Source organism: Trueperella abortisuis, from assembly GCF_030811095.1.
Classification (GTDB): Bacteria; Actinomycetota; Actinomycetes; order Actinomycetales; family Actinomycetaceae; genus Trueperella; species Trueperella abortisuis.
Map to the genome: position 1 here is coordinate 44,858 of NZ_JAUSQL010000001.1, position 15,509 is coordinate 60,366.

A 15,509-nucleotide genomic window follows, 5' to 3' on the forward strand; every position below is an offset into this window, starting at 1 on the left:
GCGATGGTTCATCAGCGGCTTCGGTGCGGAGCTGCGCCGAGAAGCCCGGCCACCCGGGACCACGAACCCGCGCGCCCGCGCCACCTACACCTCTCGCGGGGTGTTGCCAATCCGGCCGATCTTGTACCAATACCAGCCGGCGAGCAGGACGTAGACCACGGTCAGCACCGCGAAGACACTCGGCTCCCAACCCGTATCCGGCAGGGCGACGGCGGCCAGGCCGGCCGCACCCACGAACGCCGCGTTGTACATCATGTCGTAAAGGGAAAAGGCGCGCCCGCGGAAGACGTCGGCAGTGTCGGCTTGGACGATGGTGTCCACCGCGATCTTCGCCCCCTGCACACCCAGGCCCAGTAGGATCGCGGAGACGAATAGCAGCGGCATCTGGTAGGTGAGCGCGAGCAGCGTCTGCGACACGGCCGAGATTCCCAGGCACACCATGATCCACGACGCCGGCGAGATCCACTGGTGGACGGTGGGCGTGGCCACGATCGCGAGCCCGTTACCCGCCATCGACACGCCCGCCACCAGCGCGAACGTGGCAAGTCCGGCGGCGGCGTCGTGAGGATCGGAGAGCAGATTGCGCGAGATCAGCAGCAGCGCGATGAAGTTGACCCCGTAGAGGAAGCGGTGAGTGGCCATCACCGTCAAGCCGTACATGGGCGTGCCGCGACGGGTCAGGTAGGACACGCCGTCCCACATTCGCCGGACCACCCCGGCCAGATCCTCGCCCAGGGTGGTGTCGGGGCGGGATTCGGGGCCGAGCTCGTCTGGTCCGAGGCGCAGGGCCGCCACCGCCGCCATCGCGAAGACGACGCCGGCCAACACGAGCGCCACCGTGTCGCGGATCGCCTCGGCGGAGATGAGGCTGAGGGCCAGGCCGACGCCCGAGCCCAGCGCCGCCGCCACCGAGCCGAGCGTGGGGGTGATGGAGTTCGCCATGACCAGCAGGTGCTTCGGCAACGTGTGGGGCTGGCCCGCGGACAGGCCCGACAGCAGGAAGCGGTTCACGCCCAGCGTCACGAGCGCCAGGACGTAGACCAGCCAGTGCGTGGGGGCCACGAAGATGAGAGCGGCCAGCACCAGCGCAAGGGCGGTTCGCGCCAGGTTGGCTCCGAAGAGTACTTGGCGTCGCCTCCACCGATCGAGCAGAGTGCCCGCGAACGGCCCAACCGCCGTGAACGGAAGGAGCAGCACTGCGAAGGCCGCCGCCACCCCAGCCGCCGTCGTCGCATTCTCCGGGTTGAAAAAGAAGAGCGTGGCGAGCCCGACCTGGAACACGCCGTCGCCCGTCTGGGACACGAGCCGGATCGCGAGTAGCTTGCGGTACTTGGGGTAGCGCGCGCACTGGCGCAGCTGCTCGATCAGACCCGGCTTGTCCTCACGCTCCGCCCCGCCGCCCACCCGGGGGCCTTCCGCTCCCGCGACGCCGTCGCCGTAGCTCGCGCCGTCGGCGCGCCCGGCGTCACGTTCGTCATTCACTGCGCCTCGCCCCGCTGTTCCCACCAGGCGAGCAGGCGCCGGGTGGCCTCCTCCTCACCGAGTGGGCCCTCCTCCATGCGCAGGGTCAGCAGGTAGTTACGCGCCTGGCCAACCTCGCGGCCGGGCTTGAGTCCGAGCAGTTCCATGATCTGCGCCCCGTCCAGGTCGGGGCGGATCGCATCGATCTCCTCCTGCTTCTTCAGCTCGACGATGCGGGCCTCGAGGTCGTCCATGCCGGCCGCCAGCCAGGCGGCCTTGCGCCGGTTGCGGGTGGTGCAGTCGGCGCGAGTGAGGCGGTTCAGACGCTCGAGGAGCGGGCCGGCGTCGGTCACGTAACGGCGCACCGCCGCGTCCGTCCACTTCTGCTCGCCGTAGCCGTGGAAACGCAGGTGGAGGGCGACAAGCGAGGAGACATCCTTCGTGACCGTCTTGGGAAAGCGCAGGTGGTTCATCCGCTTGCGGGTCATCTTCGCCCCCACGATGTCGTGGGCATGAAAAGACACCGCGTTTCCGGGTTCGAAGCGACGGGTGGCGGGCTTGCCGACGTCGTGCATGATCGCCGCGAAGCGCAACACGAAGTCCGGGCCGGGCACGGGCCCGTCCTCGTCGGTCTCCAGCGCGATGGCGCGGTCGAGCACGGTGAGGGTGTGTTCGTAGACGTCCTTGTGGCGCCCGTGCTCGTCCACCGTCTCGCGCAACGCGGAGAATTCGGGAAGCACGACGTCGCACACGCCCGTCTCGACCATGAGCTCCAGGCCCTTGCGCGGATTGGCGCCAATCATGAGGCGTTCGAGCTCGGCCTGCACGCGCTCGGCTGAGACGATCTCGAGACGGCTGGCCATCTCCGTCATCGCGCCCATGACCTCCCACGAGACGTCGAAATTCAGCTGCGAGGCGAACCGGCAGGCTCGCATGATGCGCAGCGGATCGTCGTCGAAGGATTGGCGCGCCGGGGCCGGGGTCTCGAGCACGCCGTCGATGAGGTCATCCAGGCCGCCGCAAGGATCGACCAGCGCCAGCTGCGGCAGCCTCACCGCCATTGCGTTGACCGTGAAATCGCGCCTCGTGAGATCGCCCTCCAGCGTGTCGCCGTAGTCCACCTCCGGCTTGCGGGAGGCCGGGTCGTACGTCTCTGTGCGGTAGGTGGTGACCTCGACGACCAGCCCGGAGCGCGCCGCCCCGATCGTGCCGAAATCCTTGCCGATATCCCACACCTTGTCGCCCCACTCACGAAGCAGCGCCATCGTCTGCTCGGGACGCGCCGACGTCGTCAAATCAAAGTCGTGAATGGCGCGGCCAAGGAACGCGTCGCGAACTGGCCCGCCAACGAGAGCCAATTCGTGTCCAGAACGTGCGAAAATGGATCCTAGTTCAAGAATGGCCTCAGGCAGATCGGACAGGGACCGGTGTCCCTGGGCGAGAAGCCGGGCACGCTGGTTCATGCCGGCGTCCGTCGTCGTCGAGGAAGTGCTATCGCGTTCAGTCACCCCTTAAGAGTGCCAGAAAACCGGGCGCGTGAGCACTTTCCCCGACCGAGATCACTACAGTAGATATAGATGTCAAGAAGATTCCCGACCCCTCCTCCGCGGGGGTCGCGCCGCAGACGGCAGGCGGTTCGTATCCACAACCTGCCCGTCGTCAACGAGATGTCCGCCGGCGGCGTGATCGTCTCGGTCCAGGGCGGCCACGCTTTCGTCGCCGTCATCGCCCGGCGCAACCGCGGCGGGCGTCTTGAGTGGTGCCTGCCGAAGGGCCACCTTGAGGGCGAGGAGACGGCCGAGCAAGCGGCCGTGCGGGAGGTCAGCGAGGAGACGGGCATTTTTGGCCGCGTCCTGATGCACTTGGCCTCCATCGACTATTGGTTTTCCAGCACCGACAAGCGCGTCCACAAGGTGGTTCACCACTTCCTTCTCGAGGCGCTCTCTGGCGAGCTGACCGTGGAAAACGACCCGGATCACGAGGCCGAGGACGTCGAGTGGGTGCGCATCGACAAGGTTGCCGCGCGCCTGGCCTACCCCAACGAGCGCCGCATCGTGGGCATGGCACGCTCCATCCTTTACGGGGGGCGGGAATGAGGCGGCTGGTCGTTGCGGCGCTCGCCGCCCTCATGCTGGGTATACCCGGTGCCGGCATTCTTTCCGGCCTCGCCTGGGCGAGCCCGGAGGATTCGGCCACCTCCGGTACCGCCGCGCTCTCCACCGTGACGATCACCGACCTACCCGCCGTCCTCGAGCCGGGCGACAACCTCGTGGTGTCCGTGGACGTGACGAATGCCGGCGACGAGCCGCTCGAGCTGACCTCTGTCGACCTGCGCGCTCAGTCCACCACCTCCATCTCCGAATTCGCCCTCCACCGCTGGATGAACGACCTCACGCCCTCGACTCCGGTCACCCGCGCCACGATCAGTCGAAGTCTCGCACCCGGCCAGACCAGCACGCTCCGCCTCAGCTTTCCCGACGCCGAGCTGCCCTGGCCCACAGGCGAGTTCAACTGGGGCCCGCGCGGCATCGAGATCGCCGTCAACACCGACGCGGGCACAATCGGCACCGACCGCACGATGATCGTCGTGGCCTCCTCCGCCGACGTCACGCCGTACCCGACCACCGCCGTCGTGCCCATCTCAGCCCTCACCTCCGAGCCGGTCAACCGCCTTCTCGACGACCGGGCCCGCGCCGACGGCGCGGCCCCCGACAACCCGACGCAACCCGCCGAGCCGGCGCAACCCGACAACCCGACGCAACCCGCCGAGCCGGCGCAACCAGACATCTCGAAGCGGGTGGCGGCCTGGGACATCGCGGGTGTTACACTCGCCGTCGACCGCGAGTTGGAGGCAAGCCCGCGCCACGCCACCCGCGCCGCGCTACCCTCCTATGACGCCGACATCACCGCCCTGCGCGCTCTCGGCCTCACCGACCAGGCCCGCCGGCTCGGCGAAAACGCCGTCTTCCTGCCCGTCTCACCACCGGCGGAAGAGGACATCACCTTCGCGCAGAGCCTCGGCATGACGGTCCTGATCCCCGACGCTGACTACGCGCCCTTCTCCGTCCTCACCTACACACCCAGCGCCGTCACCACCTTCAACAAAGAGACGGTGCTCGCCACGAACTCCACGATCTCCACCACGCTCGAGGGGCGATTGAGCGTCCCCGGCAGGGAGGACATCGCGCTCGACGACCTCGACATGCGCCAAGTCGCCGTCGCCCTGTCCGCCGTCCACCAGCGCCAACGCCCCAACGATCCGCGCCCTTACGTCATCGCCGTGCCGCGCGCCGCGAACGACGCCGCCCGCGAGGCCGTCTCCGCGGTCCTCGGCGCTAACTGGACCACGGCGTCGTCGGTAAACACCCTGCTCAGCCTCATCCCCGACGGCACCGAACGCGTCCTCAACACCCCCGCAGACGCCACCGCGGGCGCGCTGACCAAGAACGACGCCGCGGCCATCGACTCCTCGCTCGCCGCCTTCTGCGCCGTTGCCGCCATCTTCGACGACGCCGACGCCAAGATTGCCGCCGCCACCGCGGGCGCCGACCAGCTCACCTCCGTGTCCTGGCGTGAGGACCCCGCGGGGCGCGGCGCCCAGATCCGCGCGATCGCGCCCACGAAGGAACAGCTCGAGTCGATCCACGTCACCACCACCTCCACCATCAACCTCATTTCGGAAAGCTCCTCGCTGCCCGTGCAGGTGACCAACGACTTCGACCAGCCGGTCACGGTGACGGTTCACCTCGACGTGCCCGACATTCGCCTGCGCGCCCCCGCCCCGGTGGAGGTGACCCTCCCGGCGTCGTCGACCACCACGGTCTCGGTGCCCGTGGAAGCCCATGGCTCGGGCAACCTCGACGTCGAGGTAACGGTGACGAACGCGCAGGGCACGCTCGTCGGTGCCGCCGACGTGTTGCGCGTGCGCGTCCGAGCGGACTGGGAGAACGTCGGCACCGTCGTCGTCGCCGGATTCGTGGGACTCATCTTCGTCATCGGCCTGGTGAAGTCGGTGCGCGATGGGCGCCGTTCCAAGCCCGTGCCGCCCGACGATTTCGTCGCCGCAGCAAAGCGTTCGTGAGGCGATGGCGGTAGACTTTGGCAAAGTAGTAAGAGGGAGTGAGACGTGAACACATACGCGCAGGCTGGTCAGCGGATCGTGGACCGCTTCGACCTGTTGTACCCCTACGAGTATCAGCCCAGTGATCACGCGAGCGTCTGGGTAGCGCGCGACGTCGTTCTGTCGCGGCACGTGCGCGCCATCGTCGTCGACCCGGACTCCGCGCGCGCCCAGGCCACGATCGACGCCGCGCACCGCGCCTCCCTCGTGGCCGACCCGCACCTGGTTTCCATCGTGCAGGTGGACGCCGAGGATCTGGCCATCATCACCGAGATCCCGCCGGGAAAGCCCCTTGCCCAGCACCTGATCGGCACGCCACTACCGCCCGAGCAGGTCGCCGCCATCATGGGCGAAACCTCGAGCGCCATCGCCGCCGCCGCCCGCCGCGGGGTCCGCCACCTGCACTGCACGGCGGACACGATCTTCCTTACCCAGGAGGGCGACGTGATCGTCGACGGCCTGGGGGTTTACGGCGCGCTCGCCGGAGCCGACACGTCGAAGGACCGCGCCGACCTCGACCGCGACGAGGCTCGCGGGCTGACGGTGCTGTGCGCCTCGCTGTTGTTGGGCCGCGGCTTCCCGGAGCCTGCCAAGCACGACGCCGTCATCGCCGAGGCCCTCCTCCTCGACCTGCCCCCCGTACTCGATTCGCTCCTATCCCGCGAGAGCCAGGGCCAGGGAGCCGCGTCGCCGGCCGACCTGACCCGCGCCCTCGTGCCGTGGAAGGAGATCGACGTCGCGACGCTCCCCGCGCCCGCGGCAGCGCCGGAGGCGGGCGAGACGCTCGCAACGGATGTGGCTCCGGTGGGCGAGGCCACGGAGGAGATACCCGCCACCGGGGAAGCCGAGGCAACCAACGACGACCCCGCCGCGGGTGAGGCCCGGGCCGATGGCAGCGGGGGCGTTGCCGCGCCGGCGAACGAGGAGCAGGCTCGCCAGCCCGCCGAGACGACGGCCGAGGCGGCTCACGTCGTCGACGAGGTGCTTGGCCTGAACGGGGAGGGCAAGCTCTCCTCGCCCGTCGAGTGGCCCGGACTCCCCACGCAGCCGGACGAGCCAAAGGCCGGACCCAAGCGCGTGAGCGTCCTCGATTCCGCGATCACCGAGACCGAGCGCATCACCCGCACGAGCATGTCAGACCAGGGTGCCGATTCTGCACCCGCCACCGAGCCGGTTGCGGCCGCCGAGCCGCCCACGGAGCCGCTTGACAAGCCGGCTCACACCGATCTGGCCGGGTTGATGCCAGCCGCAGCCAAGCCCGCAGCTGACGCCGCCACGTCCGCCGCCGCCAAGCCAACCTTGGCGGAGTACGAGCGCGAGCGCAAGAAGAAGCTTGACGTGTCCAAGGTTGTGCTGCCGCTCTTCATGATCGGCGTCGTGTTCTTCGGTTGGCTGGGGTTGCGCACTCTGACGGCTCCGGTCTCCGAGGTCACCCTGATGGATCCGGACACGAACCTGGCCGCGACGAACGAGGCGACACCGACGCCGAAGCCCACCGAAGCCGAGCCAACACCGACGCCGAAGCCCACCGCCGCCCCGGCCATCGCCACGGCCGCGCTGGTCAGCCCTGACGCCGGCCTGCTGCGCGGCACGGATCCGGCCACCCAGGACAACCCGAGTAGCGTTCCACTTGCGGTGGACGGCAACGCGGAGACGAGCTGGAAGTCGTGGACGTACACCTCGCCCGACATGTCGCCCATGTCCGGCATCGGACTCTACGTCGAGCTCAAACAGGAAGCGACCATCACCGAGGTCACGCTCGACACTGCGGGCAACTCCGGCGGGAATATCCAGATCCGCGACACCGTTAAGGAAGCGCCATCGGCAGGAAAAGTTCTCGCCGAGGGCCCCGTGGATGGCAGCACCACGTTCACGCTCAGTGAGCCGCTGACCGCCACGAGCTTCATCATCTGGATAACCGAGCTCCCTAAGAACAGCTCGGGAGAACCGCAGATCATCGTGTCCGAGATTCATGTGAAGTAGAAACGAGGAAGAGTGACCATTCACGACGTCGTCATCGTCGGCTCCGGCCCCGCCGGATGGACCGCCGCCATTTACACGGCCCGCGCCGGCCTCAAGCCCGTCGTCATCGCCGGCGCTGTCAGCGCCGGCGGCGCCCTTATGCAGACCACCGAGGTGGAGAATTTCCCCGGCTGGCCCGAGGGCATCCTCGGCCCGGAGCTCATGGAGAAGTTCCAAGAGCAGGCCGAACGCTTCGGCGCCGACCTACGCTACGAGGACGCCCTGTCCATGAAGCTCGACGGCGAGGTCAAGGAGATCGTCACTGACGAAGACACCTACCGGGCCAAGACCGTCATCCTTGCCCTCGGCTCCGAATACAAGAAGCTCGGCCTGCCCGGCGAGGAGGAGCTATCCGGCAAGGGCGTGTCCTACTGCGCCACGTGCGACGGCTTCTTCTTCCGCAACCAGGAGATCGCCGTCGTCGGCGGAGGGGACTCGGCCGTCACCGAAGCCCAGTTCCTCTCCCGCTTCGGCGCCACCGTCCACGTCATCCACCGCCGCGATCAGTTGCGCGCCTCGCAGATCATGGCCGACCGCCTGCTCGGGAACGACAAGGTGAAGATGCACTGGAACAGTGTCGTCGAGTCGATCAACGGCTCGTCCAAACTGGAGTCTCTCACGTTGCGCGACACCCTGACGGGGGAGACCCGTGAGCTGCCCGTGACCGGCCTTTTCGTGGCGATCGGCCACGAGCCGCGAACGGCCTTCATCAAGGATCAGGTCACGCTCGACGAGCGGGGCTACATTAGCGTCGCCGAGCCGAGTACCGCCACCAGTGTCCCGGGCGTGTTCGCCTGCGGCGACGTCGTCGACTCCCACTACCAGCAGGCGATCACCGCCGCGGGCCAGGGTTGCAAGGCCGCGCTCGACGCCGAGGCATACCTCGCGGCGCTGGCCGACTGACGGCGTCGCCGGGATCCCAGTCCCGGCACCCTGTGGACATTCGCGCGCACGGACCGCGTGACGTGGTAGCGTCAACGACGGAGAGGAATAACGATGAACGAGCGCATCGCGAGCAAGCTTGCCGCAACCGGATCGGGCACGCGCCTGGATTCGTGGTTTGACCGTTATGCGGACCGGGCGCTCGGCATGCGCCAGTCCGAGACCCGATCGCTGTTCGCCGTGGCGAACCGCCCGGAGGTGGTCTCGCTCGCGGGTGGCATGCCGAACATCGATGGCCTTCCGCTGGACTTCCTGGCGGAGATGACCGCCAAGCTCATCCGGGAGCGCGGCACCCAGGTGTTGCAGTACGGCAGCGGCCAGGGCGAAGAGGAGCTACGGGAAATGATCGTGGAGGTCATGCGCCCGGAGGGCATCCGCGCCCACCCGGATGACATCGTGGTCACCACCGGTTCCCAGCAGGCGCTCGAGCTCGTCACCCAGATTTTCATCAACCCTGGCGATGTGATCCTCGCTGAGGCTCCCAGCTACTTGGGAGCACTCGGCGTTTTCCGCGCCTACCAGGCCAACGTTGTTCACGTACCGCTCGACAAGGACGGCCTCATCCCGCAGGCGCTAGAGGAGACGCTGACCAAGCTGGAGAATGAGGGACGCGAGGTCAAATTCCTCTACACCGTGCCCAATTTTCATAACCCCGCCGGCGTGTGCATGTCGCTGGAACGGCGCCCTCAGATCGTGGAGATTTGCAAGCGCCACCACGTGCTCATCCTCGAGGATAACCCTTATGGGATGCTCGGCTTCGACGACGCGACGATGGTCCCGTTGCAGACCTTCAATCCCGACGGCGTGGTCTACCTCGGCTCGTTTTCCAAGACCTTCTCCCCCGGATACCGCGTGGGTTGGGCGTTGGCCTCGCACGCCGTCATCCAGCGTCTCGTGCTCGCCAACGAAAACGCGGTGCTCTCACCCACGAAGATGGGCCAGCTCTCCATTTCAGAATACCTACGCAGCTACGACTGGATGGCGCAGATCAAGTCCTACCGCTCCATGTACCGCGAGCGGCGAGACGCCATGACGGCCGCCCTTGCCAAGTATCTGCCACAGTGTTCGTGGAACGTTCCCGAGGGCGGCTTCTACACGTGGGTGAAGGTTCCCGATGGCATCGACGCCAAGGCCATGCTTCCGCGCGCCACCACCAATCTGGTCGCCTACGTGTCCGGCACGGCCTTCTATGCTGACGGGCAGGGCCGCGATCACATGCGCCTGTCCTTCTGCTACCCCACCCCCGAGCGGATCGAGGAGGGCGTGCGGCGCCTGTCCACCGTTCTCGAGGCCGAACTCGACACCGTCCAGATGTTCGGCAACCCCAACCGCCACACCAACTCCGGCGTCGAAGCGCCGGACTCGAACCTAAGGTAGGTAATCATGGGCCCGATGACCGTCGCCGTGCTCGCGGGTGGCCTCACCCACGAGCGCGAGATCTCGTTGCATTCCGGACGCCGAGTCGCCGATTCGTTGCGCAACTCCGGTATCCAGGTCAAGGTTCTCGACGTCGACGCCCAGCTTCTCCAGCGCCTCGACGCGATCGAGCCCGACGTCGTGTGGCCGCTCGTGCACGGTTCCATCGGCGAGGATGGCTCCCTGCAGGACCTGCTCGTGCTGGCAGGTTATCCATTCGTAGGCTCGGAGGCTTTCGGGTGCCGGCTCGCATCGGACAAGTCCGTGGCCGCGTCGGTTCTCGCGCGCGCCGGGCTGCGCGTGCCCGACTCGCTCGCCTTGCCCCAGAGCCTCTTCCGCGAGGTTGGCGTTGGCAACATCCTCAACTTGGTTGAGCATCGATTCGATTTCCCCCTGGTTGTTAAGCCCACCAAGGCAGGTTCGTCGATGGGCTTGTCGATCGTCGCCGACCGCGCTGCGCTTCCCGGGGCGATGGTCGATTGCTTCGCCTATGGGGACGTCGCCCTCATTCAGCAGCACATCGCCGGGCGCGAGTTCGGCGTCGGCGTGGCCGACTTGGGGGATGGACCGCGCGCCCTGCCGCCGGTTGAGGTGCGGGCTTCCGGCCCCTACGACTACGACGCCCGTTATAACCCCGGCCGGGTGGAATACCTCATCCCGGATGAGGACGACGACGTCACCCGAGTTGTCAGCCAGATGGCCGAGGAGGTTCACCAGGCGCTCGGCCTACGCCACCTGTCCCGCACGGACGTTATGGTCGACGCCGACGGGCAGGCATGGTTCCTCGATGTCAACATCGCCCCCGGCATGAGCGAGACGTCGATCTTCCCACAGGGCGCTGCCGCCTTGGCCCGCCGCCAGGGTCGTTCGCTCGATGACGTCTACCTCGACATCCTCACCACAGCGGCGCACTCGGCCGATGCCGCGCACGCGGTGGAGGCCGCCGACGCCTAGATCGGGGCCCGGACTGGCGCCTTGGCCCGCCCCTTGTCGCGGCCGTGTTTTCGGCGAGCGTGTTCGCGGCGTCGTCAGCCGTCGGTTTCAGCTCCGCTCTCTGTCCTGATCGTGACGGCGTCCTCTGCCAAGCCGTCGAGGATTCTGTTGAGGTCGTCGATCGTGGCAAACTCGATGGCGATCTTTCCCTTCGTTGCACCCATGTTGACCTTGACCCGCGTATTGAAGCGGTCCGAGAGGCGGCCCGCGAGTTCATTGAGCTCCTCGGTGTAGCGTCCGCGCCGCGGTCCGCGCGCGCGCGAAGGCGCGTTGTCCTCCCCGAGCGCCACGATTTCTTCGACCTGGCGGACCGAGAGTCCCTCCGCCACAATGCGCTGAGCTAGGCGTTCCATCGCCGCCGGGTCGAGCAGCCCGAGTAGGGCCCGGGCGTGGCCCGCCGACAGGACACCGGCCGCTACCCGCCGCTGTACGAGAGGGGGGAGCTTGAGCAGGCGCAGAGTGTTGGAGATCTGCGGGCGCGAACGCGCGATCCTGCGCGAGAGCTCTTCCTGTGTGCACTGAAAGTCGTCGAGAAGCTGCTGGTAGGCGGCCGCCTCTTCGAGCGCGTTGAGGTTGGCGCGATGGAGGTTCTCGAGGAGAGCGTCGCGCAGGAGGTCGGCGTCGTCGGTGTGCCGGACGATCGCCGGGATCGTTTCCTTGCCGGCGCGCTGGGAGGCTCGCCAGCGACGCTCTCCCATGATGAGCTCGTATTGGGCGTCCGGGTTTGCTGGATCGGCTTCGGCCAGCCTGCGGACGACGATCGGCTGGAGCACGCCGACCTCGCCGATGGAGTCGGCGAGCTCCTTGAGGTCGTCCTCGTCGAAGACCTCCCTCGGCTGACGGGTATTGGGGATGATGGCGTCCACTGGGATGTCGCCGAAGGTGGCCCCGGGAACCGGAAGAAGGCTAGCCCCCGTCGACGCCGCGTCTTGGGCCGCCGCTTCGCCGACAGCATTCGTCACACCGTCCGCTGGGTTCTCATCCCCTGCGGGCGCGGTCTTGGTGGAAGTCGGGCCATGTGCCTTGCTGGCTGCAGCGCGGGTCGTCTTGGCTCCCGGCTTCGTATCCGCCTTGGCGCGCTTCTGCGCCTTTGCCTGGGAGGCCTTCGCCTCACCGCCCGCGCGATCGTCCGTTTTGCCCGGTACTTGTGCGGCGGAGCGCTTCTCTTCTTCGTGCTCTTCCACCTCCGGCTCGACCTTTTTCGGTGAGCTAAAGAAGACGTCGGTTGCCCGGCTGCGCGGTTCCTTTTGTTCCTCGGGGAACAGTGCACCAAGTCCGCGTCCGAGAGCTCTTCTCTTATCAGCCATTGTTACCTCCGGTTGGCGATCTCGTGTGCGGCGGCGAGGTAGGCGACGCCCCCGGCCGAGCGCGGGTCATACGTCAGTACCGTCTGCTCGAAGCTGGGCGCCTCCGAGATCTTAACGTTGCGCGGGATCTCCACCTCGAGCGTTTCTTCGGGAAAGTGCTCGCGCACGTCGGCCGCAACGTCCTGGGAAAGGTTGGTGCGCTTGTCGAACATGGTGAGCACGATCGTTGAGATGCGCAGCTCCGGGTTTGCCGACTCCTTGACCATGTTGATCGTGTTGACTAGCTGCGTGAGCCCCTCGAGCGCGTAGTACTCCGTCTGTATGGGGATGAGGACCTCACGGGCAGCGATGAGCGAATTGAACGTGAGCAGACCGAGGCTCGGCGGGCAGTCGATGATGATGTAATCGACGTCAAGATCCGCCGCCTCGATCGCGTCCTTGAGCCGATATTCTCGGCGAAATTCCGTGATAAGCGCGACCTCGACCGAGGACAGCTCGATTGTGGACGGAACGACCTTGAGGTTGACGATATCCGGGCACTGATACGCAACGTCGTTGATCGTCTTCTGCCCTGTCATGACGTCGTATAGCGAGGCGGTTCCGCTGGCATGGGGGGTCCTCAGCGCCGTGGACGCATTACCCTGAGGATCCGCGTCAATGACGAGGACCTTGAGCCCGCCGAGCGCGAGGCCGGCGGCCACATTCACCGCGGTTGTCGTCTTCCCAACGCCACCTTTTTGGTTTGCTACGGCGATGATACGCGTCTGCTCAGGCTTCGGCAGTTTCTTCTTCCGCAGCCCTCTCAGTGTCCTCCGATCCCGGACGAGCTCCGCACCGAGCGGCGACGATTCATCCGTAAACTGGTCTTCGAAGGTACGCTTGACTGGCTCTGCGCCACGGCGTCGTTCAGCTTGAAGTCTCGGATCTGCCACATTCGCTCCTCGGGTCGCTAGGCTTCTATTCTAGCGAAGTCCTCCGACAATCTCCCTCTCTGGCTCCTACCAGTGATGTTTCACGTGAAACATCGATGCCGACATGGCGCGGCGAGAACCTCGGTACACGATAGTGGCAGTCGGCAAAGGGAATAGCCCAGACCGAACCACTCGCGATATCCTTCAAATGTTTCACGTGAAACACCGAGCGAAGTGCGGGAACGTCCAACGAATCAAAGGTTGAGGGTCTATCGGTGACCCAGGTCGGCCGTTGATCCGGGCAAGCGTTTCACGTGAAACACTTGCCTCAGGGACTTAGTGAAGCCGGCAGGTTCCTCCCGTGCTTTCACTCGGTCGCAGTCCGATCAACAAGGTCGCGACCGTTTCACGTGAAACACTAGGCTCGGACGCTCTCCAAAGCCAGCGAACAGCTTCGGGACGATCATACGGTTGCGATCTCGAAGATAAGACGCCGACCGTTTCACGTGAAACAAACATCTTCGGAACATGAATCTCCGACATCTCCATCAACGCACCATCAAGTCGCGTAAGCGCACCGGAAAGAATCCATATTTTCTCCATACGAATTCCTCTCTGCGCCCGCCAGCGCTCCGCTCTCAGCGCCGGGGCACGGGCCCTATCCGCGGATGTTTCACGTGAAACATCCGCTCGTCCTCCTCGGGGCGTGGCTCCCCACAGCTTCGTGAGGATACATCGCCTCACGGACCTTCCGCCAACACACCAGGGGACCAGGCCGAGTGTTTCACGTGAAACACTCGCTCGTTACCTCTTAGAGACTCGATATACACCTCGACATCGTACGTGTGCGGCCTCAAACCCTACCGCCGATGGGAAATGGTCAAGCGCCAAATGTTTCACGTGAAACCTTCGGCGGGTTTGACCCGTCTCTCAGGGGAGCGCCCGAGAGTAAAACAAAGCGCGAGCCGACCAAATGTTTCACGTGAAACACTGCCCCGTCCCGCTCCCGCCTACCGGCTACTTCATCTTGACCACTTCAACCACGCGCGTGCCCTCGTCGGTTCCCCACACCTCGACATCGTATGTGCGCGCGGACTGCGCCCGGTACTTCAAGAGTTGCTTCTCAGCTTCGTATATCTCGGTCTCGGCTCGCGCACCCTTCAACGCGACCAGCCGGCCGCCAGCCCGGACCAGCGGGAGCGTCCAGGGAATGAGTTTCTTCAGGGCCGCTACCGCGCGGGCGGTGACGACGTCGACCGCGTAGCCCCGCGGTAGATCCTCCGCGCGCGCACGAATCACCTCAACGTTGGAGATCTTCAGTTCGTCGGCCACGAACCTCAGCCAGTCCGTGCGTCGCTCCATCGGCTCGATCAGATCGACCTTGAGGTCCGGTCGAACGATCGCCAAGACCATCCCGGGGAAGCCGGCGCCGGCGCCCACGTCGGCCAGGTGGATTCCCTTTGAAAGAAACTCGGCCACTGCCGTCGAATTCAGCAGATGCCTCGACCAAAGCCGCTCAAGCTCGCGTGGACCGATAAGCCCGCGCAGCTCGCCCTGCTCCTCGAGCAGTTCGCCGAACCTGACGAGGCGCCCCCACTCGACGCCCCCCAAAGTGATCCGCGCCACCTTCTGGCGCGGGTTCCACGCCGTCATTCCTCATCATCAATTCCCCCACAGAATAGTCGATAGATAGAAAACGGGGGCCAGCCAACGCCAGCCCCCGCCTCACGCTTACTCGTCGGCGCTATCCTCGCCCTGTCCCACGTCCGCGTTTTCGCCGTCATCGGCGCTGTCAACCGGGACCTCGTCGCCCGAGAACTCATCCTCATAGTCCTCCGCGGACTCGATATCGTCCTCGGCGAGCGTGATAACCACGTGACGATCCTGCCCAATACCGGACGAATCCGACACGAGGCCTGCCGCTGCGACGACGTCGTGAACCACCTTGCGCTCGAACGGATTCATCGGCTTCATCGAGTACGCCTCGCCGGTCTCCTCCACGCGCTCTACTGCGCGCTGCGCGATCTCGGCGATGTGCCGGCGGTGGTTATCCCGGTATCCCAGGATGTCGAGCATCAGGCGGGAACGCTCACCCGTCTCCTGCTGTACGGCAAGGCGCGTCAACTCCTGCAGAGAATCCAGCGCCTCGCCCTTGCGGCCGATGAGCCGCTTGAGCCGCCGATCCCCTCCGTCGTCGGCGACGATGGCAACCGACGCGCGGTCCGCTTCGACGCCGATCTCAATGTCGCCATCCAGATCCGCGATGTCCAGCAGCTCCTCGAGGTAGTCTGCGGCGATGTCGCCTTCGTGATCAAGCTTGGAGGTGTCTTCACTCAT

At 66.1% G+C, this 15,509-nt stretch carries 12 protein-coding genes; 6 read left to right on the forward strand and 6 right to left on the reverse strand.

The annotated features are described in order from the left end of the window. Positions 1-84: 84 nt before the first annotated feature. Together J2S45_RS00190 and J2S45_RS00195 are read right to left on the reverse strand one after the other, a co-directional pair. A complete protein-coding gene (locus J2S45_RS00190; RefSeq protein WP_307634130.1) occupies positions 85-1,482 on the reverse strand; it encodes an MFS transporter in 1,398 nt (465 codons plus the stop codon). Further along, a complete protein-coding gene (locus J2S45_RS00195; protein WP_307635423.1) occupies positions 1,479-2,924 on the reverse strand; it encodes a CCA tRNA nucleotidyltransferase in 1,446 nt (481 codons plus the stop codon). The genes J2S45_RS00190 and J2S45_RS00195 overlap by 4 nt, the downstream gene beginning before the upstream one ends. Positions 2,925-3,038: 114 nt before the next feature. Between J2S45_RS00195 and J2S45_RS00200 the strand changes: the two genes are divergently transcribed. From J2S45_RS00200 to J2S45_RS00225, 6 genes are all read left to right on the forward strand, one after another. Next, positions 3,039-3,557: an NUDIX hydrolase gene (locus tag J2S45_RS00200; RefSeq protein ID WP_270973673.1), complete on the forward strand. Its 519-nt coding sequence runs from the start codon at positions 3,039-3,041 to the stop codon at positions 3,555-3,557. Further along, positions 3,554-5,542 carry a DUF6049 family protein gene (locus J2S45_RS00205; RefSeq protein WP_307634131.1) on the forward strand — a complete coding sequence of 663 codons (1,989 nt, stop codon included), beginning with the start codon at positions 3,554-3,556 and terminating at the stop codon, positions 5,540-5,542. Before J2S45_RS00200 ends, J2S45_RS00205 begins: the two co-directional genes overlap by 4 nt. Positions 5,543-5,587: 45 nt before the next feature. Then, on the forward strand, positions 5,588-7,564 hold the full coding sequence (locus J2S45_RS00210) for a hypothetical protein (RefSeq protein WP_307634132.1): 1,977 nt from the start codon (positions 5,588-5,590) through the stop codon (positions 7,562-7,564). Positions 7,565-7,576: 12 nt separating this feature from the next. Beyond that, positions 7,577-8,506, forward strand: coding sequence for a thioredoxin-disulfide reductase (gene trxB, locus J2S45_RS00215; protein ID WP_307634133.1), 930 nt, complete (start codon positions 7,577-7,579; stop codon positions 8,504-8,506). Positions 8,507-8,599: 93 nt separating this feature from the next. Then, positions 8,600-9,922 (forward strand): aminotransferase-like domain-containing protein, encoded by a 1,323-nt coding sequence (locus J2S45_RS00220; RefSeq protein WP_270973669.1) that lies wholly within the window; start codon positions 8,600-8,602, stop codon positions 9,920-9,922. Between the two features lie 6 nt (positions 9,923-9,928). Next, positions 9,929-10,915, forward strand: coding sequence for a D-alanine--D-alanine ligase family protein (locus J2S45_RS00225; RefSeq protein WP_296929828.1), 987 nt, complete (start codon positions 9,929-9,931; stop codon positions 10,913-10,915). Between the two features lie 74 nt (positions 10,916-10,989). Here the strand turns inward: J2S45_RS00225 and J2S45_RS00230 are convergent, their stop codons facing one another. From J2S45_RS00230 to J2S45_RS00245, 4 genes are all read right to left on the reverse strand, one after another. Further along, positions 10,990-12,261, reverse strand: coding sequence for a ParB/RepB/Spo0J family partition protein (locus tag J2S45_RS00230; protein ID WP_307634134.1), 1,272 nt, complete (start codon positions 12,259-12,261; stop codon positions 10,990-10,992). Positions 12,262-12,263: 2 nt separating this feature from the next. Further along, a complete protein-coding gene (locus J2S45_RS00235) occupies positions 12,264-13,193 on the reverse strand; it encodes a ParA family protein (RefSeq protein WP_366512645.1) in 930 nt (309 codons plus the stop codon). 996 nt (positions 13,194-14,189) lie between these two features. Beyond that, the gene (rsmG, locus tag J2S45_RS00240) at positions 14,190-14,825 is read right to left on the reverse strand and encodes a 16S rRNA (guanine(527)-N(7))-methyltransferase RsmG (RefSeq protein WP_307634135.1); all 636 of its coding nucleotides are present in this window, start codon (positions 14,823-14,825) and stop codon (positions 14,190-14,192) included. A 78-nt stretch (positions 14,826-14,903) separates the two neighbouring features. Then, entirely contained in the window at positions 14,904-15,509 is a 606-nt protein-coding gene (locus J2S45_RS00245) for a Jag family protein (RefSeq protein WP_307634136.1), read from the reverse strand.